Source organism: Mesorhizobium sp. M0140 (assembly GCF_040322475.1).
Classification (GTDB): Bacteria; Pseudomonadota; Alphaproteobacteria; order Rhizobiales; family Rhizobiaceae; genus Mesorhizobium.
Genome location: NZ_JAMYTM010000004.1, coordinates 165,936 through 187,493 on the forward strand (window position 1 = coordinate 165,936; position 21,558 = coordinate 187,493).

The window sequence follows — 21,558 nt, forward strand, 5'->3', positions numbered from 1 at the left end:
TCTGGAAATGACGTGCGTTTCAGTTTGTTTTTTCAAGCGCCCGCACGTCGGGATGAGCGCCTGTTATGAGCGAAACGACTTCCTCGTGATCGGTATCGGCAGCCAGCCGTTCGGCCACCTTGCGGCCGCGCCGGAACACCACGATGCGGTCGGCGACCTCGAAGACCTCGGAAATGTTGTGGCTGATGAGCACAACGGCACAGCCGCGCGCGGCAAGCCGCCGTGTCAGCGCCAGGACCTTGCGCGTTTCGGCAACGGCAAGGGCCGCAGTCGGCTCATCCATGATGACCAGCCTGGCATTCAGATTGAGCGCCCGGCAGATTGCGACGGCCTGGCGTTGCCCGCCCGACAGACTGCCAACAGGCGCTTCTGGATCGGAAATATGAGCATCGAGCTCCTTCAGCAGGCCGTCGACGCGCTGGCGCATTTCTTTGCGCTTCAGGAACGGAATGCCCAAAATGGAGCGTTTCAATTCACGGCCGAGAAAGACGTTTTCTGCGATCGACAGGTTCTCCGAAAGCGCCAGTTCCTGAAAGATCGTCGCGATCCCCGATGCCGCGGCATCCTTGGGCGAGTGAAAGGCGACCGGATTGCCCTCGATCACAAGCTCCCCACCACTGGGCGGATGAGCGCCTGCCAGGATCTTGATGAAGGTCGATTTGCCGGCGCCATTATCGCCGAGAAGCGCCAGCACCTCGCCGGAGCGGATCTCCAGATCGACATTTGCCAGCGCGGTCAGAGCGCCGAAGCGCTTGGCGATGTTTCTGGCGACAAGAAAGGGCTCTATCATGACGGGTTCCCCGACGATTGCGGACCGCTAGGCGTTGCTGACCCAGCGCAGCACGTTGGTCCAAAGCCTCGCGTAGCCAGGCCATTCGACAAAACTGTTCGGCAGCCAGTGAGGACCGATGTCCGACGTCCAGACCAGCGTACGCCCTTCGCCATGGCGCCCGGTGACCAGCAGGGGATGGCCGCCCTGGTCCTGCGGCAGCCGTGCCAGGACCTCGACATCGTCGCGATCACGGGCGATGACCTCGTTGGCACCGAGCAGCAGCGGCCATTCGCCCTCGATGCCGGCAAAAAGCGGGTGGTCTCTGGAACCAGTGATCTCAGGACGAAAGCCCTCCGGAATTTCGAGCCGGTCATCATTGGGAAGGCAGGTCACCGGCAGCGCCTCCTCGACCGCCGTGCGATGCCAGCGCGCCTTGCCGTCAATGCCCTGGAAGCTGAAATAGCCGCCGATCATGATCAGGCCGCCGCCGGCCAGCGTCCAGTCGCGCAGGAGCTTGAGCCGGTTGGGAACCGTTTTGCCGTGCAGCCAGACATCGGGGTGGAGCAGGAGCGAATTCGCGCCAATGTCGGACAGGATGATCGCCCTGTATTGCGACAGCCCTTCCATGGTGAAAGGCAGCTTCTCGACGGCCTCGTGGGCGGGCATGTAGTCGAGATCGAATTCGCTGCCCTTCAAAGCGTCCACCAGGGGTGTTGCGCCCAGGTGAAAGGTGACGCTGCCGAACTGGTCGAACCCCTTGTAGTGGGTCGCCGAACTCACCCAGCTTTCGCCGACAAGAAGGACTTTTGTTTTCGCCATGATCATACTCTCCTGATTTCGTCGGTTGATGCGGTTTTCCGCGCCAGGTCGAAACGTCGATAAGCCATTGTTTCAACTGGCCATCACGGCATTGTTCGCCAGGGCCGCAGCCTTCAGCGTGGCAAAGTCTGCGATGTAACCCTGCGCGCCTTCGACCGTTGTCGTCAGGCTCGCCCCGATTGCCGCATAGCGCGCGGCGTCGCCCAGCGACGCGCCATGCAGCCAAAGGGCAAGGAAGATGCCGGCAAAGCTGTCGCCGGCGCCCGTCGCGTCGACGCGATTGACCGGCAGCGCCGGCACCTCGATCTGCGGACCGCCATTCGCCGGAAAAACGACGGCGCCGAACTCGCCGAGGGTGAGCACGACCGTTCCCCGTTGTTTGATGCGTGACAGCATCAGCCGCACCTCTTCGATCGTCGTCGCCATGCGGCTGCGAAAGTCGAAGATCTCCCGTATCATCACATCGTTGATGAAGGTCAGATCGATCTGTTTGACCATCTGCGAGAAGGTTTCCGGCGTGCGGGCGCTTTTGGGAAGACCGGCCGAATGCAGGCTCACCTTCCAGCCCGCCTGATGAAAGCGCGCGATGGACGCGGTCATCGTCTCGTAGTGAAAGCCTTCGATATGAAGGCAGGCCGAACGTTGCTCGGGCTGGATATCCAGATTGGCTGTCAGGTCGACCTCGCCAAGCTCGAACGGTTCGCTGATGATCGTCCGGCTGCCGTTGCGCTCGATGATCACGATCGCCTGGGAGAGGCGGTTGTTGGGCGTGTTGCGGATCGGCAAGGCGTGGACACCCAATTTCGAAAGCGCGCCGAGGGCCCAATCGCTCTCTGGATCCTGGCCGACCGCTGTCGCCAACTCAACGTCCAGCGCGTAGGGAGCTCCGATGCCGGCGGCGGCAACCGCGAGATTGGCCGCGGGGCCACCCAACGCCTTGTCGATGTGGCTGGCGGTGATCCGGTCGTCGCGATGCGGCAGCACGTCGACGCGGCACAGGAAGTCGACACTCACCCTACCGGCGACCAGAAGTCTTGGCAGATGGTCGAGATTCTTTGGCCTGCGTGGTGCGCGGCCCGGCAGTGAGCGCGCAAAAGAGCTCGGCCGATACATCAGCGCGGCAATCGCCTTCTCGATGCGGTCGCGCGTGCCTTCCTTCAGGCCGGCCGTTCCATTGATGAAGTTCGACACCGTGCCGATGGAGACACCGGCGGTTCGTGCGACATCCGCTATGGTCGGGCGCTTGCGTTGCAATGGCGGAGTTCCAATTGAAGCGTTTCAAAACGGTAGCAGCGAAAATGCGATGCCTCAACGGAATTATCTTCTAAAATCAAAGAGAGAATTCTTCTAGATTGGAAGATTAATTCAGAAATAGAGCGGATACTGGGCTTCTCTTTCCAAGATTGAACAATTTCAAATTTTTTGGCGAAAGATTGTGCAAGCGAATTTCCTGCACTTCATTCGATCGCCCGGGCTTGATCGGACGGTCGTGGCATGCCCCCGGCCCGTTAGATCAGCAACAGGCCCTTCATGCTGGCGTATCCCTTGCGCCCGATGATGATGTGGTCGTGCACCGCGATGCCCAGCCGCTTGCCCGCCTCGATGATCTCCTTCGTCATTTCGATATCGGCTCGTGAGGGTGTGGGGTCGCCTGACGGGTGATTGTGGACCAGGATGATGGCGGTGGCCGAGAGTTCGAGGGCGCGCCTGACCACCTCGCGCGGGTAGACGGGCGTATGGTCGACGGTGCCTGTCTGCTGAACCTCGTCGGCGATCAGCGCGTTCTTCTTGTCGAGGAACAGGATGCGGAACTGCTCGCGCGCCTCGAAGGCCATGACCGACCGGCAATAGGCAAGAAGCTGTGTCCAGGACGAGAGGACTTCGCGACTCTGCACCTCTCCGCGCGCCATGCGCTGCGCGGTTGCCGCGACGATCTTGAGATCGAGCGCCACCGCAGGGCCAATGCCCTTGACTTCCTGCAGGAGGCCAACCGGCGCCCCGAGCACTTCGGCCAGCGTGCCGAAGCGCGCCAGCAGCGCCTTGGCCGCCGGTTTGGTGTCGGCACGAGGGATCAGGCGAAAAAGCAGAAGTTCCAGAAGTTCGTAATCGGGCAGGGCGTCCGGGCCCGCCAGGGCAAAACGCTCGCGCAGTCGGTCGCGGTGACCGAGGTAATGGGGCTTTTCGTCGAGCGTCGCCTTGGCTTTCGCCGCAGGCCGCATCGGCGCTTCGGAGAAGAAACTCCGCTCGTCGTCGTCGTTTGTGTTCCCCATACACCGCCCACCTTGCTCCAGCGCAGACATTAGAACCGTTCTGGCCGGGATTGAAACAGTTCTGTTCCCCGATCGCGAGACGATCCACGGCAGATCGTGGCAGCTCCCGCTGTCAGTCTATGGCTTCCCTATACGGCAAGATGAAACCACGATTGCGCAACAAAACTTAACATCACTTAACGCATGCGGCCACTTTCACCTGACATGTTGGCGCCATCGGAGGCTCGTGGCCTCGTTATACTGGAGCGCGCATGTTCGCCAAAATCGACTCTGGACTATTTGCCGGCCGGGCATCTCTCGCGGCCATGGCAATCCTGCTTTCGACGCATTCGGAGGGCGCGCTGGCGGCAGACGCCATTGCCGTGAATTCCGATGATTTTACCCTGCCGCCCGAGCCTTCCCGTTTCGGGCGTTTCGAACAGAAGCTGGCCGACTGGCATGTCGTGCTCGGCGGCGGGGCCATCATCGTCCCCAAATACGAGGGCAGCGATGAGTTCAAGATCATGCCGGTGCCTTTCGTCACGGCGACATTCCTCGACACGGTGACGATCGATCCGACAGGTGCCAACATCGCCGTCTATGGACAAGGACCGTTCGCGTTCAGCGCGCGGCTTGGCTATGAGATGGGCCGCAAGGAAGACGACTCCGACCATCTGCGCGGCTTGGGGGATGTCGACATGGGCGCGACGGTCGGCGTGAAGGCAGCGGCGAAGTTCGGTCCAGCCGAAATATTCGCGCAGCTGGACAAGACCATCGGCGGCAGCGATGGCCTGGAGGGCAGGGTGGGGATCGAGGTGACCCGGCCTCTGTCTCAATCGTTGATGATCGGCGCCAGCGCGTCCGCCGTCTTTGCCGACGAAAATTACATGCAGGCCTATTTTGGCGTCACGCCCGAACAATCGGCTCGCTCGGGGCTGGCGCGCTATGATGCCGGCGCCGGTTTGAAGCGCGCCGATTTTTCGATTTCCGCCACATATATGCTCGACGAGAACTGGATGGTGCGCGGCGAAGCGGGGGTCGGCGTTCTCTTGGGTGACGCTGCCGACAGCCCCGTTGTCGTCGAAAAGATCCAGCCTTCAGGGATGCTTCTCGTCGGATATCGGTTCTGACGCCTACCAGGCACCAAATGCAGGCTAGACAAACTCCGGAATGGCACAGCAACGGCACCAAAGCGATTTGAGCGCCGAATCCAGGTCGGCAAGGCAAGGTTCGCGCATCCTCATTGTCGAAGACGATCTTGAGATCGCACGCATGCTGGGCGAGACGCTCACCGACAACGGCATGATCGTGGAAATTGCCGAGAGCGGCGTCCAGATGAATGCCGCGCTTCGCAACCAGAAATTCGATCTCATCGTGCTCGATGTCATGCTGCCGGGCGAAAACGGTCTCAACATCTGTCGCCGTCTTCGTGCCGGAACCAACATTCCGATCCTGATGCTGACCGCGCTCGGTGAGGAAATCGACCGCATCTTCGGGCTGGAAATCGGCGCGGACGACTATGTGACGAAACCGTTCAGCGCACGCGAACTGACGGCCAGGATACGGGCGCTGCTGCGCCGTACAGCCTATGCTCCAGACGAGCGGGACTGGTCGAACGTGCTTCGTTTCAACGGCTGGCGCCTCGATCCCATACGACGGCAATTGCATGACCCCAACAATGCGCGGGTTACGACCACGACGCATGAATTCGACCTGTTGCTTGCGTTTTGTCGCAATGCAGGCCGGGTTCTCTCGCGCGAGGAACTTCTGGGCGTAACCCATGCCGGGCTCGCGGGGCCGATCGAGCGTAGCGTCGATGTCCATATCAGTCGAATCCGCAGGAAGATCGAAAAGGATGCGCGCGATCCGGTGCTTTTGAGGACTGTTCGGTTGGGTGGCTACATCTTCACCGCGACGGTGGAGGAAGCATGAGGGGTTTCATCCGCCGTTTCTTGCCACAGTCCGTGCGTGGGCAGTTTGTGGCAATCATTTTCATCGCGGTGATCGTGATCATGTTCGTCGGTTCGGTCGTCGAGATTTTCATAGAGAACGTCGACCTTCCCGCCGCGGAAGATAACGCAAGGCGTGCGGCCGTTGTTGCTGCCTTGTTGCAAGAAACGCCGGCGGAGGCGCGTGGGGCAATTCTGGCGACAGCAAAGCGGGCCGGCTTTGATTTCGAGATATTGCCCAAGGACCAGATACGCGGCATTCCCCAGTCCTATCTGCAATGGCGAAGTGTCGAATGGCTTTTGCGTATCGACAGGGGGACGGTTGATGGACGCTGGCTAAGGATCGGCGGCCGATACGCATTTGTCATCGATTTGGACCAGCAGGACGTCCTGGCCCATTTCGGCATGCCCGATTCCTGGCTGACATCGGGCCTCGTCCGTGCCTCGTTCTACAGGTTCATGGCTTTCGTCGCCTTGCCCGTGCTGATCTGGCTGTTTGCGGTTTGGGCCGTGACGGATCCATTGAAGCGCATCTCGGCAGCAGTCGGTTCGGCCGAGATCGAGAATGGCGAACAGCTCTTCGTCGAACACGGCTCCATTGAAATGGTGGGCTTGGCGCGCGCCCTGAACAGGATGAGGACGCGCATCCGCACCATGATCGAAAATCGCACGCGCATGTTGCGCAGCGTCAGTCATGATCTGCGCACGCCGTTGACGCGGCTGCGGCTTCGCGCCGAGCGTATGGATGATGGCCCAATCCGAACCGCAATCCTGTCCGATGTCCAGCACATCGAAATCTTGATCGACGAGACCCTGACCTATCTGCGCAACGATGTTTCGACGGAGAAGCTGCAGCGCGCCGACATTGCCAGCGTTCTGCAAACCGTCTGCGCCGAATTCTCCGATGTCGGATTTCCTGTCTCATATTCCGGGCCGGACCGGCTCCTGGGCTGGTGCAAGCCCAATGCATTGGCGCGTGCGATCGCCAATCTCTGCGACAACGGGGTCAAATTCGCTGGCCACGTCACGGTCGCATTGACGGCGACCGGCACGGCGGCGCGCATCACGGTAGGGGACGACGGGCCGGGTATTCCGATGACGGTACGTGCTCGTGTTTTCGAACCATTCTTCAAGGAAGATGCGTCGCGCGGCATTGCATCGAAGCATGGCTTCGGTCTGGGCCTCTCGATCGTTGCCGACATCGTCCAGGGTCACGGCGGCAGGATCGAATTGGAGGACAACCAGCCCAGCGGACTGGTCGTCACCATCGACCTGCCGAATGCCGCGGATTTGCAGTCGGCATAGACGGCCTCCTGCCGGGTAGATGCGCCGCTAGGCCGGCAGGCCGGGGCGATCGAGCTTTTTGGGCGACAGCGTGAAAATCTCGCACCCTGTGTCGGTCACGCCGATCGTGTGCTCGTACTGCGCCGACAGCGAGCGGTCGCGCGTCACCGCGGTCCAGCCGTCCGACAGAACCTTCACATGCGGCCTGCCCAGATTGATCATCGGCTCGATGGTGAAGATCATGCCTGGCCGCATCTCGACGCCCTCATTGGCGCTGCCGTAATGCAGGATGTTCGGCGCGTCATGGAACAGCTGGCCGACGCCGTGGCCGCAGAAGTCGCGCACCACCGAGCAGCGCTCGCCTTCGGCAAAGGTCTGGATGGCGGCGCCGATGGCGCCGGTGCGGGCTCCCGGCCTGACCGCCGCAATGCCGCGCATCAGGCATTCATGCGTGACTTCGAGCAGGCGCTCGGCGGCGCGCTTGATCGTGCCGACCGGATACATGCGCGAAGAATCGCCGTGCCAGCCGTCGAGGATGTAGGTGACGTCGATGTTGACGATGTCGCCATCCTTGAGCGGCTTGTTGTCGGGAATGCCATGGCAGACGACATGGTTGATCGAGGTGCAGGACGATTTCGTGTAGCCGCGATAGTTGAGCGTCGCCGGCAGCGCGCCGTGGTCCATGCCGAATTCGAAGACGAAGCGGTCTATTGCTTCGGTGGTGACGCCGGGCTGGACCATCGGCACCAGCTCGTCGAGGCAGCGTGCGGTGAGATCGCATGCCTTGCGCATGCCGGCAAAGCCGTCCTCGCCATAGAGGCGGATCTGGCCGGTATTTCTGAGCGGGGCCGTGGCGGCGTCGAGATAGGTGACCATTTTGTCCGTGTAGCGGGTAGGGCTCTGCAGGAGAGCCAGCGTGAAAATTTCCCCAGATTTGGCACTTGAGGGCAAAAGGTTCAAGGAAGAACTGTTTGATGCAGCCGCGCGCTTCCGGATATTTGCCTCGCATCGGCGATGTCTTGCCGGTTTTTGCCCGGTTTGCTTCCCTTTCCGGCCGTGGTGCGTTAGGGCGGGTGATGTTTTCGAGATCGCGTCCCTTCGGGGCGGCCAGGCAAACCGGATGGCCTGAAGCGCCGCTGACGGCAGCGTGCTCATGCCTGATGCGCATGGTGCTGCTGGCGATGCTGTGCTTCGGCCTGCCGGCGGCGTCAGCCTTTGCGGGGTCTGCGCCAAGCGGTGCCAGTGTCGGTGTCGAGCGGTCGGGCGAGGTGGCGGCGCTGCTGCGTGTCACCGGCAAGGCGCAAGCGCTGGAAGTTCGTGCCGGCCGTCCGCTCCTGGTCAAGTTCGCCGGCGGCCATCCCGCGCTTCCGGTCCCCGACGCTGTTTTTCTTTGGGCCGAAGGAACATCGCAAAGAGCGATGGTTTCGGGATATGGGGCCGCCTCGGTTCCCGGGGCGCGCACCAACCAGCCGCGCGCACCGCCGACCATCACGGCCTGAGCGGTGCAGAACCGTACCCTTCACCTCATCGTTATTCCTGTTTGCGTCGTGATCGTGCGGCGGCTGTCGGCCGCGCAGCGGTCGCGCGGCGCGTCTTTTTCCGGATCATTTCAATGCAACAACGCATCAAGACTTTCAAAACCCTGTCGCGCGCGGCCTCGGCTGCCATGTTCCTCTCCGTCCAGGCGCTCATCTGCATCGGAACCGTCTATTGGGCGGTTGCCGAGACGCTCGGCCTGTCGGCGATGGCGGCCCTTGTTCTCGGCGGCATCTTCGCCGTGCCGACGGTATTTGTACTGATCACCGCCATTCGCATGGCCTTCGACGCGGAGACGGATTCGGCGAACCAGTGAGCATATGGCACCCAGGACAGATCTCGGATGCGCGATTTCTTTGGCGCGATGTGGCGGCCCGCGACCCAAGTGACGACACATTTCTGAGCCAAAAGCCGGTCAAAGCAACTTTTGACGACGAACGGCGTTGCCTCGGCGACGCCGTTCGGGAGACAGGAAATGGATAGACTGCAATTCGAGGTGCCGGTGCGCATAGCGCCTGGATCCGGTCTGCCAGTCGAGGAGATCTATGGCGTCGAACAGGCGCTCGATTTTCTCCAGGACTGGCCTGCGCGCCGTCAGGGCCCGATCTATCAGAAAGCGTTCAACGCCTGCTTTGGCGCCACGGTGGAGGTGGTCAAGACCGAGGATGCGTGCCGGGCCTTCATGGCGTTTTGCCGGGCGAGCGGACTGATGGCCAGGGATATGATGACGCCGCGCAAGCGCGGCGGTGAGGCGAGGGCGTTCCAGGCGTAAGGCCGTCGCCCGTTTCGCCTGGCTCGATTGGCACGCCAACGAACGCGGTTGAACGCCCATGAGGATCTCGCACGCGCCTGCGCGGGTCTCGTCCGCGATGACTGCACCAGGATGCACCATCGTCGGCGCCGTTAAGCTTCCGTTTCCATCTTCCCGGCTATGCCATTGCTTGTTGGCAGTGGTTGATTCGTTGCATCAGTCTCATGGTTCGGAAGATGTCTCCAGAAAAAGTTCGTGCATTCCCGATCGACCGTCAGGTATTCTTGGTTCGAGAGGTTGCTGCCAAGCTCGGCAATCTGCATGGCGAGACCGCCACCTCCTTCTGGAGGGCCAAAGCGTCGGAGTTGCTCGATCTTGTGGTCGGATCCGGCAGGGACAGAACGGCAGCCAGCGATGAAGTGCGCAGGTTTTTCCTGGCCGTGCAGCGAGAGATGTTGGCTGATACGGTCGCGGAGTCGATGCCAATTCTTTCCGCTTGAAGCAAATCCTGAACCTCCATCCTCCACACATGCATCAGTAATTTGTAAATACGCTTACTCCGGTGTGTTTTTCGGAGACCCGGTCGTTGTTCGCGCGGTCTCGGCTGCGAATCCGGCAATTTCCCGCCGGCCTTGAGGGGCGGCCCACTCTGAGACATCGATGCGCTTGCGCGTTGGTCAGCCAGCGAAACACTTCTTTTTTGAAGCCAATGGACCACTGCTCAAAAATGCAACGAACTTTTTAGCCATTCGTTCATCTATGCGTGCTTTCTAATTTAAACCATGGCCTTGAGTAGCTTCACCCGTGTTCGGCTTGTAATGGACGCCATGCGCCGCAGCACGGGCGCGAATGTCGCTACGATTTTTGCCTTGACCTTGCCGGTCGTTGTCGGCGCTGCGGGCTTCGGCGTCGAGACCTCCTATTGGTACTACAACAGCCTGAGATTGCAGGCGACGGCCGATGCAGCCGCTTATGCCGGTGCGCTCGAACAGATCTCGGGTTCCGACAAGCCGACGATCGTCGCGGCCGCGACCCAGTCCGCGGCGTCGAACGGACTGGGCTCGGGCACGATCGTCGTCAATACGCCCCCAGCGTCCGGACCGAATACGGCAAAAAAAGCGGTCGAGGTGATCGTAGGCCAGAAGCTCGACCGGATGTTCACCCTGATCTTTACACAGGAAAAGGTTCCCGAACAGGCGAGGGCGGTGGCCGTCATTACCGATGCCTCGAGTGCCTGCATGCTCGCGCTCGATCCATCCGCTTCGCAGGCAGTGCTGTTTTCCGGCAGTACCAGCGTTAAGCTGAGCGGCTGCTCGGTCATGTCCAATTCGATCGCCTCGGACGCCATCAAGCTTCAGGGCTCGGCCGGTCTGCAGGCCGATTGCCTGATATCGGCGGGCGGTGTCTCTCTCAGCAATCCCGTCAGGACCGTCTGCGCGGCCCCGATCACCCAGGCACTGCCTGCCGGCGATCCCTTTGTCGACCTGCCGGCCCCGGTGGCCGGGACCACCTGCCAGAACGACAACAAGGCGACGCTCGGTCCAGGCACCTATTGCAGCGGCATGAACCTAAAGGGCAATGTCACGCTTTCGCCCGGCGTCTATGTCGTCCAGGGCAGTTTCAAGATAAACGCCAATGCGGCCATCACTGGCAGCGGGGTGACCATCTTCATGTCGGGCAGCTCGACTGTCAGCATGAATGGCAATGCGTCCGTGAACCTCAGCGCGGCGACTTCGGGCACCTACTCAGGCGTTCTGTTCTACGGCGACAGGACCGGCATGAGTGCATCCAGCACATTCAACGGCACGGCGGACTCGCTTTTGACCGGGGCGATCTATTTCCCCAAGCAGCAAGTGAACTATCTTGGCAACTTCTCGGGCAAGGGCGGCTGCACCAGGGTCGTCGCCAATACGATTCAATGGTCCGGTAATTCAACCATCAATCAGGATTGCTCAAGCCTCGGAGTGCCCAACATTCCAGCCGCGCGGTCCGTGGCACTTTCCGAGTAGCCCCGTGGGGCGCCGATCGATGCCGAACCTTGGCGATGATTCGGGCGTTGCGGCGGTCGAGTTCGCGATGGTGCTGCCCATTCTGTGCCTGGTGCTGCTTGGTATTCTGGACGGCTGGTCCTACGTAACGAGTTCACTGTCGATGCGCGCCGGTGTGAAGACCGCCGCGAACCTGGTCATGAGCGGATCGACCGATGATGCGGCGACCCAAGCTCTTGCCATTGCGAGCTGGGAAAATCGGCCGGAGGACGGTCAGGTCACGCTAAGCCGCATCCGTATGTGCGGGGCGACGGTGGTCGACGTGTCCACCATGTGCAGTGGGCCGAAGGTGCCGGCGGTCTATGTCCAGATACATGCATCGGGCACCTGGGTGCCGCCAATTGCCTTCGGCCCATTTGCCACTTCCACTGTAATCGGTCACCAGGAGATGATCCGTGTCCGCTAGGGTAAGCGCGTTCCGGCAGGATCGATCGGGCGGGGCCGGGCTGGAGTTCGCGCTAATCGCCCCCTTCCTCGTCATGCTGCTGTTCGGGATCTTCGCTTTTGGCTGGTCGATGCACTCGGTCTCCAGTGTTCGCTATACGCTGGAGACGTCAGCGCGCTCGCTGCAGCTTAAGAACACGCTGACCCAGGCCGACATTCAATCGATCGCCACGCAGAAATTGCAGGCCTTGGGGTTTAAGGACGTGAACGTCACCATCGCCATCGACCCGGTGAGCGGCGGCTTCCGCATGGCGCATCTGACCGCGGCCTATGCCTTCGTCATCGACTTTCCCTACTTCAGTTCCTTCCCCATCAACTACGCGACAACCGTTACCGTGCCGCTGCTTGGCAGCGGCTAGGCTGTGGCCTGATAGCCTCGCGCGCTGGGGCTCTGCTTACTTGTACGCCTTGAGCGCGATCAGACCACCGAGAATGGTTATCGCCATGAGGATCAGCGCCCACGACACAATGTTGTGTGACAGACGCCTCCGGCGACTGCGCAGGGCCCGGTCCCGCCAGCGCTTGGCCTGATCAGCCCCTGTTTTTTGTCGATCCACATCCTTCTCCACGAGCAGAATGCGACTCATGCCGGCTGGTGTCCAGATCGGCACCGGTTTTGGCGGTCACGATGCAAGCTTGGCACTCAGCCTGCTTTTGATGGCACGGGGCTAGATAATATATTTCGTAGTGCTAATATTAAGGTGACGCTAGGTCATGTCCGACCATCTGTCGGGTGCAATATGGGGGTTCCAATGAGAGTGGCTGTATTTTGCGTGGCTGTCGTTTTCGCTACGGCTGGTGTCGCTGTTGCCAAGGAAAAGAAGGTGGCGGTCAGTGACGCCGCCGCCTTGTGTTCCACCAATCCGTCAGCCAAGAAGCCCGTTCCAAATCTGGACTGCGGTTTCACCGGAACCGCCAAACCGGAAGATAGCGGCGCAAAGGCAGAGCCGCGCCTCGGGTACGACTCCAACCCGTGGATTGTAACAGGCTTTTGACTTCGCATGGCGAATGCCGGTTGAAGCGCTGAAGAGAGTCGTCTTGACCGATGGGCGCCGCCCCCTGGGAGTGGAACGCAAGGGTCGGGCGCCGTTGAGAAGAAGGATGCGCAAATGGCCGCCTATCTGATCGCGGATGTAGACATAAAGGACGCTGCCGTGTTCGAGGAATACCGGCGGGATGTGCCGGCCACCGAGGAGCGTTATGGTGGGAAATATCTAGGTCGTGGCGGTGCGACCAAGGTTTTGGAAGGTGATTGGGAGCCACACCGTTTGGTTATTATCGAATTTCCCGACATGACGTCATTGATGGGCTGGTACAATTCGCCGGAATACGCGCGCCTTATCGAAATCCGTAAGCGTTGCGCCAACACCAGGATAATTGCGCTTGAGGGGGTTGCAACACCCACTCTTTGACCGTGGTGGCTCGCCTTCGCCTTCATCAGGCAGAATCCGGCTTTTTGCCCGAATCCGCACACCCGCGAAGTCAGCTGTTTAAAGCCGGGAAACCAGGCAATAAATACGGGCTTACCACCACTGCGGGGCTTTCTCATCATCGCAGTGCCGAGAACCCGACTCGACCGTGCAATTGAAAAGCCCGCCACGGGGGCGACCTGCGGCGGGCTCTTGGAGCGGCTACATCCCTGAGGAATCGACCACTTTGTAGCAGGATTATGACCCGTGCGACCGCGTTGGCCTATGGTGTGATCGCGGAAGACAGGTCTTCGTTGAAGATAACGGCAGAGAGCTTCCCAGTGGCGGGCCATAGGGCAATCCCAGGTGCGGACCTCTGGATTGCCCATTTTTCTTGGAACCGTCGTGCCGCAGCGAAGTTCGGTACCAAAGGGACATTCCGAAATGGAGTTGATCATGAAACAGGTTCTTTTCGCTTCAGCCATTATGGCACTGTCAACTGGCCTCGCATTTGCGCAATCGACCGACACGACCACAGGCGGATCGTCGACCTCGACAACCAAGACCATGCCGAGCACTACGACCGATCAGGGGACGGATTCGACCACCACGAGTGGAACGAACTCGAACTCCGCCAAGGACTGCGCTCCGGGTCAACAAACTGGCAGCGCCAAGCAGGCCGCCCCAGGTCAACAGGACACCGATGCTAACTCGGCTGCTCCTGGTCAGATGAAAAAGACCACGGAAGGCTGCTGACCTGCCTTTGGACTGTCCCAGGTTGATGCATAGCGGTCGATTCTCAGGATGTAGCCGCTTTCGAAAAGCCTGTCGTGCTAGGCCGCCAAGGCGGGTTCGCCTCGCTGAAGGACTTCTGGGAGGTCCAATGAGGGTGCGCCTAGACACCCTTTCAGCCGCCATTTATGTTAGACATCTCTAAAGTGCAGATGAGCCGCTCGGCTTCAGAGTGCGCCAAGGGCCTGCATTCGAGCTCTAACTTGTTGTGCTTTTTCATCCGGGGGGACACCAGTATGACAAGCGAACGTCAGCACGAATACGAACTGGGGCATTCGGAGAGAGAACTGAAAAGGCTGGCGACGCAGGCGACATTGGTTGACCCGATGACACGGGATTACCTGCGGCGAGCTGGTCTCCGAGCGGGAATGCATGTCCTTGACGTGGGGAGCGGCGCCGGGGATGTCGCCTTTCTCGCGGCTGATGTTGTCGGACCCACAGGTCTTGTCCTCGGCTCTGACAGGTCGGCGGAGGCTCTTGACGCTGCTCGGGCGAGAGCCGCGCAACGTGGTTTGGAGAATGTAATCTTCCACCAATGTGATCCTGCCACCTTCACTTTCGATGTATCGTTCGACGCTATCGTGGGCCGATACGTATTAATGTTCTCGCCCGATCCCGTCGAAATGTTGAGGGGCGTTGCGCGGCACCTTGCTCCCGGCGGCGTGATAGTATTCCACGAAGTCGATTGGACCGGCGCTGCCTCATTTCCCTCCGTCCCGACCTACGACAACTGCTTTCGATGTATCGTTGAGACATTTCGTCGGGTAGGGACCAACCCAAACATGGGCCTGCAACTCCATTCGACCTTCCTCAAAGCCGGGCTGCCGGCCCCTAGCATGGCGGTAAGTGCTCTAGCCGGAGGTGGATCAGACAGTCTGAGCGGCATTGATCTGATCTCCGATCTCGCAGCGATCATGGCTCCGGTCATGGAGCAGATGGGCGTTATCACAGCTTCAGAACTCGGTCCCGAGACGCTTCAAGATCGAATTCGCGCAGAGGTTTATGCAAGCGCAAGCGTGGTGGTCGGCCGATATGAGGTGGGTGCCTGGTCGCGACGAATGTAAGCACCATGATCATGCCTATGCCTTCTACGTCGCTTTCCTCGCCGAGCCGCCGCTTGATGTCACGGGCGGCGCTCGTGCGGGATATCGGCCCTCCAGCATTCAGCCCACGATGACCTGAAAGCCGGCCCATCGCCTCCTGACAGTCAATCTCAGGGTCACTCGCGCTCATGGTGCGTTGATCATGCGTTTCCTTCCACAGTGCTGTCCTCGTCCAATGCATGCGGAACCGGCAGATACGCATTAGCGACAGCCAATCGCCCACTATCGTTCGGATGGTCCGCCCTCGTGAGCCCCATTTCTTCCGCCACGCCCGACAGGGGCTCTTGGACCCTCGGGTCAAGCGCTGGGTTACGTTTCGTAGCATCAGGGCCGCCCGTAGGAGCATTACCAGAAGGTCCGCGCGGGAAAGGTCGGCGGGCGGGTTCTTTGTTAAAATCGCCCGGCAGCCCGAAAAAAGTTTTCCAGACCGGTGCGGATTTGTTCCCAACCCCACTACTGCTGCTCGGGCATTTCAGTATTTTCCTGAGGGTCTTTTTTCACGCCTGGGCTGGGTGACGTGTCCGCTGGCGCATTACCGCCCTGGTTTTGCTCAGGAGCACGCTTGAACGGTGCCGTCTGCCAAGAGCCGTTCGATAAAGGCGTGAGTACAAAGAATGCTATCAGGCCTAGAAAAAGGACGGCGATAACCGCCACGCCCCACGCCATGAGTCTTCGCGTGCCACGCTGTTCTTGCCTGCGAGATAGATTGTCCGCCATTGCTCCGGCCTTTCGTGACGTGGCGCTGGTGAGCAACGCGCCTTCCCGAACTCGGTTCCGCCCGTCGTCCGACATCAGGCTTCGCCTTGAGGCGGCTTCCCGTCGCAGTGACGGTCTGCGGTTTCTGCTTTCTGCTCCGGGGGTGGCCTCTCCGCTCGAATCACCGGTTCCAGGTCGTTGGGAAAATTGGGCGCGTCGACTGGCAGTTTCGGCAGCAAATCTTTTTCGTCCGGTGATAGCGACGGAAGTATCTCTGCCACCTCGGCCAGGATGTCGTTTACGATCCCGTTCATTGCGTGCCTGCTGCGAAAATATCTCCTCTCGAACTTCGCTATTGCATCAAAGTTCCGGCCCATAAGGATGCTTCGTCATTCAGTGGCACGGGACAGGACCGGTGAATTGGCCAATGTTCGAACCCTGCTGGTGATCTGATTTCCATCCAAGGTTTGGCCCGCTGCCGAACGGTGGGGGCTTTTTTATGTATTAGCGGAACCTGATATGTCGAGGCGGGTTGGAAATGGCGGCAGCGTCCCCCGCTGCCGGGCCGAGGCTCCAAGCCCCGGCCGGGTCCGCCTCTGCCCGCCAGTGGGGGCGGACCCACTGGAACAAGCTCCGAAAAGGAGGTTTGGATCGCGCTCGGTTCCCCTGGCGGAGCAGAACATCGGAAGGCCGTCACTGCTCCCTCAGGGCGACAAAATTGATGGGAACATTTTAGCAAACTGTAAATTGAAGGTTCTTCTGCAGGAGGCCAAACTGTCCCAGCGGAGCGTCGACAAAGACCGGTTGGAGCGCGCAGACCGTGAGGCAAAGATTGCTAACGCGGCCGAGAGAGAGGCGCGAGATACAAAAACTGCCCGACTTCGAGAACAACGCCTTGCTGCCGAAGCCAAGGCTTCACAAATCAAGAAAGGTCGATCCGGGTGCTAGGTCGCTTTAGCCGCTGATGCTCGCGCTCGATGCTCGGCTGCTTGATCGGGCCGACTACGGTCGCTTGCCAGCCCGATGGCGATGAGGAATATAATCCTTCCGTTGCGGCGATCCCCTCAAACGGAGTTCGCACAAATGGCCCGATCGAAACCTTCCAAGCAGTTATCACAGGTTGAATCGAGCGCTTTCTGGTGGCAGCGGAAGCGCTGCACCTGAGCATCGTCAAGCCGTTCATATCGCCGCTCTGCGACCACTACAGACAGACACGCGTCTTACATGAGGTGCTTTTGAAAGCCGTGCGGGATGTGACCGGAAGGGAAGTCGAGTTCATCCGGTGGAACACTACTGGGCCGGTGCTACCCACTTAAGGCCTGACGTGTCGGTTAGTCCTTCTAGCAGCTTGCGCGACTCTGCGATTGTGCGGCGCGTCTCCGCGATGGCCGAAAGCATGTTGTCTGCCTCAGCGACCGCATGTCGCTGGCGTCGGTGCGCCGCCATAATGAATAGCTCTAAGGCGATGTCCTCATCCATCGGGCAGTTCACGCACCCACTCGAACGTGACCTTCACGGTGAATAGCGGCTTGCTGGTGTGGTCGCGGACACGGATGGCAACTTTCCTGAAAGTTTCCGGCATCTGGTCTTTGGCTATTTCGAGTAACGCTGTTGCTGCCTCATCTTCAGCGGCTTTCCGGCTTTTAAGCTCGGTGCCTTCAGGGTCGGGAAACACTTCGCCATCGTCCGTTAGATCAAAGAAGAAGCGGGCCATATGGCCTTAATTCCTAACCCCGAAAAAGGTTTCCTTGTTGCTACTTGCTGGTTATCCAGTCCACCAAGCCAACTTCGATCTGCTCGCACCCGACATATTCGCGGACCAAGCATGAGGACATTGACGCGCTGCTCTGGTCGTTCCTACCGGAAGAAGTATTGGAAGAGGCGGTCAACGCTTCGGAAGGCGGCGCAGCCTGAACTGTCGCGTTTGGCCCGCTACCTCACGGTGGCGGGCTTTTCTCAGTCACGTTGATTCGGTTTGTGCGCGAACGTCCGCTGAAATTCGCTGCGCTTATTCGACGCTTATGTGACGAATGGGGTACAGATTCGGCTAAGTCGTTGAAAGATCTGGTACGCCCAAGGGGAATCGAACCCCTGTTACCGCCGTGAAAGGGCGGTGTCCTAACCGCTAGACGATGGGCGCGCTCAGACGAAGCGGCTTATACTGGCGTTGTGCGCAACCGGCAACCCGTCAGGTGCCACCTTGGACAACTTTTTTCCGGGCCTGCCAAATCAACGATTTCCCGAAGTTGGCGAGCTTGACGATTAGCGGGGACGCCGCATCGCTCTGCTCCGGAATGATGAAGTTGGGAAGGCTTCGGCCAATCCGATATTCGGGATGCCCAACGGAACGATCTTGGCCGCCAGCCGATCTCAGATCCGCGCTAGCCGTCACCGCCGCTGCGCCGGCGGCAGCGCCAGTTCCAGTCGCGCTCGGGGCCGACGTCGACGTGAACTGATTCTGTGTGGCAGTAGGTGCCGACGCCGCCGCGGCCGGGCATGCTTCTGATGTAGCTCGCCAGTTCCCATTTCGAAACGCCGGGCACCTGGATGTCGGCGGCGGCGCAATACATGTGCAGCGAATTTTTGGCGCCGTTGGCGCGCCGGTTGCGGGCCGGGTCGCGATAGCCTGACGTCACCGTCATCTTGCGGCCGTAGTGGCCTTCGATCGTCTTCAGCACACGCACCAGCGACGGCTTCAGGCAGGCCACGTCGACGCTCTCGTTCTGCTTGAGCAGCCCGTTGGGCGCCAACCGGGCCATGCCGGCGGCTGACGCAACCTGATAGGAGCCGCCGATTGGCCCCTCATCCTCGTTGAGGTCGACGTCGCTTTCGTCATCGAGGCCGGACTTGCGCTTGATCTCGAACAGGGCCGTTTGGCGCACGCCGGGCAGGGCATCGCTGCCAGTGACGTGGCCGGTATCGCCGCCGAGCGAAGCCAGCTGCACCGGCTTGGCCGTGGAACTGGCCGAGGCAAGCGTGATGATCGGCTTTGCCGCTGCTGGCGCCGCTTTTGCCTGCGCCGGGGGCTGCTCGCCCGTCCGGGCGTTGCTGATGATGGGGGCTGGTGTCGCCGAGGCTGGCGTTGCGCCAAACATCGAGGCGAGGAAGCCTTTCTTCTTTGGTGCTTCGGCCTGCGGCATCTCGCCAGCTGTCACATAGACCGGGTTGTTCATGGCCGGAACGGCAGCGGGCTTCGGCGCCGCCACGTCGCCGTCGACCGCGGCAATCTGCTGGGCGACCGCGTCGGTTTGGCGCGCGGTCTGTGCCTGCTGCGTCAGCGATTGCGGCGTGTTTCCAACGATGGTTTCGGCGCCCGCCGGCGTGGTCAGCGGAAAGGCAGCTCCCGGTTTGGACATAGGCACGTAGGCGACTTTTTCAGGCAGCGCCGTATCGCTTGCCGTCATCACCGTCGTCTGCTCGGTCGTGATATCAGACGAATCGGAGGCGATCGCCTTGCCGCTGGAGGCCGCGTTTATGTCCGATGCGGTGGCATTGTAACCGGGCATTCCGACCGACATTGTCGGGTCGCCAGCCGAAGTGCAGGAGGCCAGAAGCAAGGAGCAGAGCGCTGCCACAATGGCGCGGCGTTCTCCCTTTGCGAGGCTCCATCCTGCTGATTTCAAAGTCAAATTCCCCCTCGATGTCCGGTCGGTATATCCTTGGCGCCACACGCATGCGTCGATGCCAGGGTGACCTTTGTCTCCGATCCGGAAACGAGACCTGTGTCAAATCCGCAAGCCTGAAAGTATTTTTGCGGTGATTGCCGAATTACGGCCGCTTGATGGTTGACGACACCATTTCGCCCGCTTTTGGCGGTCCGTCAACTCACCACACATTACAGTCCGTTACACACGTACTTTCACATAGGTGCCGGGAGCATCACCCAAGGTTTTCATATGCTTGCCCGGTTTGCGGGCAGGCACGCGCGTGTTGTCCTTGGCCTCTATCCAGTCTTGCCAGTGCGGCCACCAGGATCCTGGATGGTCGGTGGCATTGGCTATCCACTGGCTGAAGTCGCCCGTCGGCATACCCCCGGTCCAATACTGGTATTTGTTGGATGCCGGCGGATTGACGACACCGGCGATATGGCCCGATCCGGCCATCACATACTCGACTGTGCCGCCGAAATATTTCGAGCCGAGGAACACCGAAAGCGCCGGCGCGATGTGATCTTCCTTGGAGGCGAGGTTGTAGACCGGGATGGTGATGTCGCCGAGCGAGACCGTATGGCCCGCCAGTTCCATCGTGCCTTGCGAAAGGTTGTTCTCGAGATAGCAGTTGCGCAGGTAGAAAGAGTGATTGGCCGCCGCCATGCGGGTGGAATCTGCATTCCAGTAGAGCAGGTCGAAGGGCAGGGGATCCTTGCCGCGCATGTAGTTGTTGACGACATAGGGCCAGATCAGGTCGCCTGAGCGCAGCATGTTGAAGGCGGTCGCCATCTTGGTGCCGTCGAGATAGCCTTTTTCGCTCATCGACTTTTCCACAGCGGCGACCTGTTCTTCGTCGACGAACACTTTCAGGTCGCCGGCATGGGTGAAGTCGACCTGCGTGGTGAAGAACGTAGCCGATTTTATGCGGTCGTCGCCCTCTTGCGCCATCAGCGCCAGTGCCGCCGCCAAAAGCGTGCCGCCGACGCAATAGCCGATCGCGTTGACGTCGCGTTCGCCGGTGGCCTTCTCGACCGTGTCGAGGCCATATTGCAGACCCTCGCGGATATAGGCTTCCCAGCTCTTGGTGCCGTGGCGCTCGTCCGGATTGATCCAGGAGATGACGAACACGGTGTGGCCCTGTTCAACCGCCCAGCGAATGAAGGATTTCTGCGGGTTCAGATCGAGGATGTAGAATTTGTTGATCCATGGCGGGCAGATCAGCAGGGGCCGCTTGAGCACCGTCTCGGTGGCCGGGTCGTACTGGATGATTTCGGCGACGTCGCTGCGGCCGACCACCTTGCCGGGAGTGGTGGCGATGTTCCTGCCGATCTCGAAGGGGGAGTAGTCGGCCTGCCGCAGCTTCAGGTCGCCCTTGCCGGCGGCGATGTCCTCGGCCAGCATCTTCATGCCGCGCACCAGGTTTTCGCCGTTCGAGGCGACGGTTTCACGGAACAGTTCCGGATTGGTCAGGATGAAATTCGACGGCGAGATGGCGTTGGACACCTGCTTGACGTAAAAGCCGGCCTTGTGGCGGGTGTGCTCGTCCAGACCTTCGGCGTGCTCGACCAGATCGGCCGCCCAGCGCGAGGTGACGAGATAGGCCTGCTTGAGGAAATCGAAGAAGGCATTGCGGCCCCATTCCGGGTCGAGGAAGCGCTTGTCCCCGCGCTCCGGCTTGACCGCGTCCTCGGTGTCTTGCGCGGCGTTGCTGGTGCGCTGAATGGCGTTGGCCCAGACCGTCATATAGCCGGAGAACAACCGCGTCTGCGCTTCCAGCGCGCGCTGCGGATCGGCAAGCCAGTATTCGCTGAGCTTGGAAAAGGTCTTCACCATATCGACAACGGGCTCGGCGACATGGTCGCGCACGTCGCCTTTTTCGCGCGGCTCAGCCCAGGCGGAAGCTGCCTTGCCGGCCTGCTCGATCATGCGCGCCATGTTCAGGGCGAAGCGTTCCGGGTCCTTCACCAGATATTGCTCGACGGTCGAAGGCTCGTCATCTTCCGCTTTGCCCGAATCGGGTGTTTTGGACATGGTTGGCGGGGTTCCTCCCGAGGCC

General features: G+C 60.4%; 25 protein-coding genes, 1 tRNA gene and 1 pseudogene. 15 read left to right on the forward strand and 12 right to left on the reverse strand.

The features are described 5' to 3' along the window. Positions 1-19: 19 nt before the first annotated feature. From NKJ37_RS06210 to radC, 4 genes are all read right to left on the reverse strand, one after another. Complete coding sequence (locus tag NKJ37_RS06210) at positions 20-790, reverse strand: ATP-binding cassette domain-containing protein (RefSeq protein ID WP_352773233.1); 771 nt, start codon at positions 788-790, stop codon at positions 20-22. Positions 791-817: 27 nt separating this feature from the next. Beyond that, positions 818-1,591: a glutamine amidotransferase gene (locus NKJ37_RS06215; RefSeq protein ID WP_023810450.1), complete on the reverse strand. Its 774-nt coding sequence runs from the start codon at positions 1,589-1,591 to the stop codon at positions 818-820. Between the two features lie 72 nt (positions 1,592-1,663). After that, positions 1,664-2,845: a carbohydrate kinase family protein gene (locus tag NKJ37_RS06220; RefSeq protein ID WP_352759168.1), complete on the reverse strand. Its 1,182-nt coding sequence runs from the start codon at positions 2,843-2,845 to the stop codon at positions 1,664-1,666. 254 nt (positions 2,846-3,099) lie between these two features. Continuing rightward, positions 3,100-3,861, reverse strand: coding sequence for a RadC family protein (gene radC, locus NKJ37_RS06225; protein WP_127293273.1), 762 nt, complete (start codon positions 3,859-3,861; stop codon positions 3,100-3,102). Positions 3,862-4,112: 251 nt separating this feature from the next. Between radC and NKJ37_RS06230 the strand changes: the two genes are divergently transcribed. The 3 genes from NKJ37_RS06230 to NKJ37_RS06240 are packed head-to-tail and all read left to right on the forward strand — an operon-like array spanning position 4,113 to position 7,094. Then, positions 4,113-4,970 carry a MipA/OmpV family protein gene (locus NKJ37_RS06230; RefSeq protein WP_128303349.1) on the forward strand — a complete coding sequence of 286 codons (858 nt, stop codon included), beginning with the start codon at positions 4,113-4,115 and terminating at the stop codon, positions 4,968-4,970. A 40-nt stretch (positions 4,971-5,010) separates the two neighbouring features. Continuing rightward, positions 5,011-5,772, forward strand: a complete 762-nt coding sequence (locus tag NKJ37_RS06235) for a response regulator (protein WP_352773238.1) — start codon at positions 5,011-5,013, stop codon at positions 5,770-5,772. Continuing rightward, the gene (locus NKJ37_RS06240; RefSeq protein WP_352773241.1) at positions 5,769-7,094 is read left to right on the forward strand and encodes a sensor histidine kinase; all 1,326 of its coding nucleotides are present in this window, start codon (positions 5,769-5,771) and stop codon (positions 7,092-7,094) included. Before NKJ37_RS06235 ends, NKJ37_RS06240 begins: the two co-directional genes overlap by 4 nt. 27 nt (positions 7,095-7,121) lie before the next feature. Here the strand turns inward: NKJ37_RS06240 and map are convergent, their stop codons facing one another. Beyond that, on the reverse strand, positions 7,122-7,949 hold the full coding sequence (map, locus tag NKJ37_RS06245) for a type I methionyl aminopeptidase (protein WP_013532002.1): 828 nt from the start codon (positions 7,947-7,949) through the stop codon (positions 7,122-7,124). Between the two features lie 200 nt (positions 7,950-8,149). Between map and NKJ37_RS06250 the strand changes: the two genes are divergently transcribed. From NKJ37_RS06250 to NKJ37_RS06280, 7 genes are all read left to right on the forward strand, one after another. Beyond that, the gene (locus tag NKJ37_RS06250) at positions 8,150-8,572 is read left to right on the forward strand and encodes a hypothetical protein (RefSeq protein WP_352440218.1); all 423 of its coding nucleotides are present in this window, start codon (positions 8,150-8,152) and stop codon (positions 8,570-8,572) included. Between the two features lie 113 nt (positions 8,573-8,685). Continuing rightward, a complete protein-coding gene (locus NKJ37_RS06255; RefSeq protein ID WP_023810458.1) occupies positions 8,686-8,925 on the forward strand; it encodes a hypothetical protein in 240 nt (79 codons plus the stop codon). 159 nt (positions 8,926-9,084) lie between these two features. Then, on the forward strand, positions 9,085-9,381 hold the full coding sequence (locus NKJ37_RS06260) for a DUF982 domain-containing protein (RefSeq protein WP_023810459.1): 297 nt from the start codon (positions 9,085-9,087) through the stop codon (positions 9,379-9,381). Between the two features lie 203 nt (positions 9,382-9,584). Next, positions 9,585-9,860 carry a DUF6074 family protein gene (locus NKJ37_RS06265; protein ID WP_502895166.1) on the forward strand — a complete coding sequence of 92 codons (276 nt, stop codon included), beginning with the start codon at positions 9,585-9,587 and terminating at the stop codon, positions 9,858-9,860. 327 nt (positions 9,861-10,187) lie between these two features. Beyond that, positions 10,188-11,369 (forward strand): pilus assembly protein TadG-related protein, encoded by a 1,182-nt coding sequence (locus NKJ37_RS06270; protein WP_081734815.1) that lies wholly within the window; start codon positions 10,188-10,190, stop codon positions 11,367-11,369. Positions 11,370-11,388: 19 nt separating this feature from the next. Next, a complete protein-coding gene (locus NKJ37_RS06275; protein WP_352773246.1) occupies positions 11,389-11,814 on the forward strand; it encodes a TadE/TadG family type IV pilus assembly protein in 426 nt (141 codons plus the stop codon). Further along, the gene (locus tag NKJ37_RS06280; protein WP_023810463.1) at positions 11,804-12,211 is read left to right on the forward strand and encodes a TadE/TadG family type IV pilus assembly protein; all 408 of its coding nucleotides are present in this window, start codon (positions 11,804-11,806) and stop codon (positions 12,209-12,211) included. Before NKJ37_RS06275 ends, NKJ37_RS06280 begins: the two co-directional genes overlap by 11 nt. 36 nt (positions 12,212-12,247) lie before the next feature. On the opposite strand, the gene NKJ37_RS06285 is transcribed toward NKJ37_RS06280, so the two are convergent. Beyond that, positions 12,248-12,439 carry a hypothetical protein gene (locus tag NKJ37_RS06285; protein ID WP_352555231.1) on the reverse strand — a complete coding sequence of 64 codons (192 nt, stop codon included), beginning with the start codon at positions 12,437-12,439 and terminating at the stop codon, positions 12,248-12,250. A 165-nt stretch (positions 12,440-12,604) separates the two neighbouring features. Between NKJ37_RS06285 and NKJ37_RS06290 the strand changes: the two genes are divergently transcribed. The 4 genes from NKJ37_RS06290 (at position 12,605) to NKJ37_RS06305 (ending at position 15,117) form a co-directional block, all read left to right on the forward strand. After that, a complete protein-coding gene (locus NKJ37_RS06290) occupies positions 12,605-12,847 on the forward strand; it encodes a hypothetical protein (RefSeq protein WP_352555229.1) in 243 nt (80 codons plus the stop codon). Between the two features lie 114 nt (positions 12,848-12,961). After that, positions 12,962-13,264: a DUF1330 domain-containing protein gene (locus tag NKJ37_RS06295; RefSeq protein ID WP_352555227.1), complete on the forward strand. Its 303-nt coding sequence runs from the start codon at positions 12,962-12,964 to the stop codon at positions 13,262-13,264. A gap of 453 nt (positions 13,265-13,717) precedes the next feature. Then, the gene (locus NKJ37_RS06300; RefSeq protein WP_127297149.1) at positions 13,718-14,017 is read left to right on the forward strand and encodes a hypothetical protein; all 300 of its coding nucleotides are present in this window, start codon (positions 13,718-13,720) and stop codon (positions 14,015-14,017) included. A gap of 272 nt (positions 14,018-14,289) precedes the next feature. Then, entirely contained in the window at positions 14,290-15,117 is an 828-nt protein-coding gene (locus tag NKJ37_RS06305) for a class I SAM-dependent methyltransferase (RefSeq protein WP_352773249.1), read from the forward strand. 492 nt (positions 15,118-15,609) lie between these two features. Here NKJ37_RS06305 and NKJ37_RS06310 read toward each other — a convergent pair whose 3' ends face one another. Both NKJ37_RS06310 and NKJ37_RS06315 read right to left on the reverse strand, forming a co-directional pair. Then, the gene (locus NKJ37_RS06310) at positions 15,610-15,909 is read right to left on the reverse strand and encodes a hypothetical protein (RefSeq protein ID WP_245273186.1); all 300 of its coding nucleotides are present in this window, start codon (positions 15,907-15,909) and stop codon (positions 15,610-15,612) included. A 38-nt stretch (positions 15,910-15,947) separates the two neighbouring features. After that, on the reverse strand, positions 15,948-16,166 hold the full coding sequence (locus tag NKJ37_RS06315) for a hypothetical protein (protein WP_352440221.1): 219 nt from the start codon (positions 16,164-16,166) through the stop codon (positions 15,948-15,950). Positions 16,167-16,935: 769 nt separating this feature from the next. Here NKJ37_RS06315 and NKJ37_RS06320 point away from each other — a divergent pair. Further along, positions 16,936-17,168, forward strand: a pseudogene (locus tag NKJ37_RS06320) (hypothetical protein). A 155-nt stretch (positions 17,169-17,323) separates the two neighbouring features. On the opposite strand, the gene NKJ37_RS06325 reads toward NKJ37_RS06320, so the two are convergent. From NKJ37_RS06325 to phaC, 4 genes are all read right to left on the reverse strand, one after another. After that, complete coding sequence (locus NKJ37_RS06325) at positions 17,324-17,566, reverse strand: DUF6894 family protein (RefSeq protein WP_023810468.1); 243 nt, start codon at positions 17,564-17,566, stop codon at positions 17,324-17,326. Between the two features lie 351 nt (positions 17,567-17,917). Then, positions 17,918-17,992: transfer RNA gene (locus NKJ37_RS06330), tRNA-Glu, on the reverse strand. Between the two features lie 241 nt (positions 17,993-18,233). Further along, the gene (locus NKJ37_RS06335) at positions 18,234-19,481 is read right to left on the reverse strand and encodes a YcbK family protein (RefSeq protein ID WP_023810470.1); all 1,248 of its coding nucleotides are present in this window, start codon (positions 19,479-19,481) and stop codon (positions 18,234-18,236) included. Between the two features lie 216 nt (positions 19,482-19,697). Beyond that, positions 19,698-21,533: a class I poly(R)-hydroxyalkanoic acid synthase gene (gene phaC / locus NKJ37_RS06340; RefSeq protein ID WP_023810471.1), complete on the reverse strand. Its 1,836-nt coding sequence runs from the start codon at positions 21,531-21,533 to the stop codon at positions 19,698-19,700. Positions 21,534-21,558 lie beyond the last annotated feature (25 nt).